This window comes from Anaerotruncus sp. 1XD42-93 (assembly GCF_009917605.1).
In the GTDB taxonomy this organism is placed as follows: Bacteria; Bacillota; Clostridia; order Oscillospirales; family Ruminococcaceae; genus Anaerotruncus.
Genome location: NZ_QZEG01000144.1, coordinates 1 through 2,284 on the forward strand (window position 1 = coordinate 1; position 2,284 = coordinate 2,284).

A 2,284-nucleotide genomic window follows, 5' to 3' on the forward strand; every position below is an offset into this window, starting at 1 on the left:
GCCGCTCCCCCGCCTGCGCCGGAAGTGCCGCCCCAGCCCCGTGACGCGACCCGCGCCGAAAAGGAAGAGATTGTTTACCTCAACCTCTCGGAGCTGTTCCCGTTCAAAGACCATCCCTTTGGGGTGCGGGACGATGCGGAAATGAAAGGGCTTGTGGAGTCCGTCAAGGACAACGGCGTACACCAGCCCGCGCTGGTGCGTCCCCGCGAGGGCGGCGGCTATGAAATCATCGCGGGCCACCGCCGCCAGAGGGCCAGTGAGCTGGCCGGGTTTGCAAATATGCCGTGTATCGTCCGCAACATGACGGACGATGAGGCCATCCTTGCGATGACGGACGACAACCTGCGCCACCGGGAAAAGATTTTGCCGATGGAAAAGGCCCAATCGCTGAAAATGCAGGTGGAGGCCATCAGCCATCAAGGGACGAAGATGGAGGGCGTGGCCGCCGGGGACGTTGGAAAACGCTCCACGGAAATCGTGGGGGAGCGCAACGGCATGAACTACAAGCAGGTACAGCGGTATATCCGGCTGACCGAGCTTGTGCCGGAGCTCCAGTCTATGGTGAACGAGAAAAAGCTGTCTTTCACCCCCGCCGTGGAAATCTCGTTCATCAAGCCCAAAAACCAGAGGTTTATCGCCGTTTCCATTGAGGGCGAGCAGGCGTCCCCCTCGCTCTCCCAGGCGCAGGAGCTCCGCAAGCTGGATAAGGACGGGAAACTGAACGGCGATGTGATAGACGGCATTTTGAGCCGTGAAAAAAAGGAGGTAGACAAAGTGATTATTTCCGCCGCTGAACTGAACAAGTATTTCGGCAAGGACGCCACGCCCCGGGAAATGAAAGACCAGATTATGTCCCTGCTGGCCGAATGGAAAGAGAAACAGCCCCCGGAGCGCACCGCCCCGGAGAAAAAGACCGACCGGGAAAAGTAAGCCTTGAGACATTTTGTCCCGAGGTTTTTCTTTTTCCCGCGCCCCTCCCCCGTGCCTTGCATAGCGTTCTTTTAGAGAGGGGCTCTGGTGGTATATCCCCCGTCGCCGCCTGCTACTGAGCACAGCCGGGAGTGGGCGGTCAAGGGGCGGAACGCCCGCCGCCTGCGGCGGCTTGCCCTTGACGGCCCGCCCCGGCTGTGCCACCCCTCCCGGCGCGGCGGGGGATATATCCTCCAGAGCCGCCCCCTTTCCCATGAATGGGAAAGGGCGGGGGGATAGGGTTGAACGACAACTATTAAAATATCGGAGGTAAACGACTATGAAACGACCCCTTGCTTACATCACCGCCGCTTGGTATGGCGGCGATACGGAAAATGCGGAGCTGGCCGCGCAGTATTGCCGGGCGGTCTACGATGCGGGCTTTGCCCCTATCTGCCCGGCCTTGTTCCTGCCCCTTTTCCTCAATGACGCGGTTCCCGAGGAGCACAAGAGCAGCATCGACATTGGCCGCGATCTGCTCCGCCGCTCCCGGGTGCTGGTGGTGTGCGGGCATACCGTCACCGAGTCCATGAAGAACGACATCGCCGTGGCCCAGCGGCTGGGCATCACCGCCACCACCCTTGAGGGCATTTTGACCGTCAAGGGACAGGGCCGCCGCTGACGTGGCCGCGCTGTTCGAGGCGTACATCACCAATCTGGGGAAATACAACGAGGGCGAGCTGGTGGGGGAAACGCTGAAATTCCCCACCAGCCCCCAGGCGGTGGAGGCGCTGTTAAAGAATATCGGCGTGGACGGCATACGCTACGAGGAATTTTTCATCACCAGCTTTGACGGCGATGTGCTGGGGCTCTATGACTATCTGGGCGAGTATGAAAATCTGGACGAGTTGAACCATCTGGCCTGCCTGCTCTCGGAGCTCCCCCAAAGCGAGATTGAAAAATTCGAGGCCGCGCTCCATATGGGGGCGCATACCTCCAGCGTGGCGGACATCATCAACCTTGCGGAAAATCTGGACTGCTTTGAATTTTACCCGGAGATTGAAAGCGAGGAGGATTTGGGCCGCTATTTTGCGGAGGATTTGCCGATCCCCGCCGAGCTGAAAGACTACTTTGACTATGAGGCATACGGGCGGGACATATCCATCAACGAGGACGGCCACCTTGCCCCCGGCGGCTATATCGTCCAGACGGGCGATATTAAGGAAGTCTACCACGGGATAGAGGATATTCCCAAGGAGCACAAGGTTTTTGCCCTCCCCCGGCTCTCCATCCGGGAGCAGATGGCCGCCTACAAGGAAGTGATTGACCGTTCCTCTCTGGCGGCTGAACGCAAGCACCCGGAAACAAACCGGGA

At 59.5% G+C, this 2,284-nt stretch carries 3 protein-coding genes; all 3 read left to right on the forward strand.

What is annotated here, in order from left to right:
* A partial coding sequence (locus D5269_RS17465; RefSeq protein WP_120487383.1) for a ParB/RepB/Spo0J family partition protein occupies positions 1-930 on the forward strand: 930 nt, incomplete at its 5' end.
* Between the two features lie 319 nt (positions 931-1,249).
* The gene (locus D5269_RS17470; RefSeq protein ID WP_016316827.1) at positions 1,250-1,591 is read left to right on the forward strand and encodes a hypothetical protein; all 342 of its coding nucleotides are present in this window, start codon (positions 1,250-1,252) and stop codon (positions 1,589-1,591) included.
* A gap of 1 nt (position 1,592) precedes the next feature.
* Positions 1,593-2,284 (forward strand): antirestriction protein ArdA (locus tag D5269_RS17475; RefSeq protein WP_147408062.1); only part of this gene is annotated, 692 nt, incomplete at its 3' end.

Excerpts from the sequence above, each read along its gene's own strand:
- D5269_RS17470 (WP_016316827.1), top strand. The coding sequence starts at position 1,250 with ATGAAACGACCCCTTGCTTACATCACCGCCGCTTGGTATGGCGGCGAT.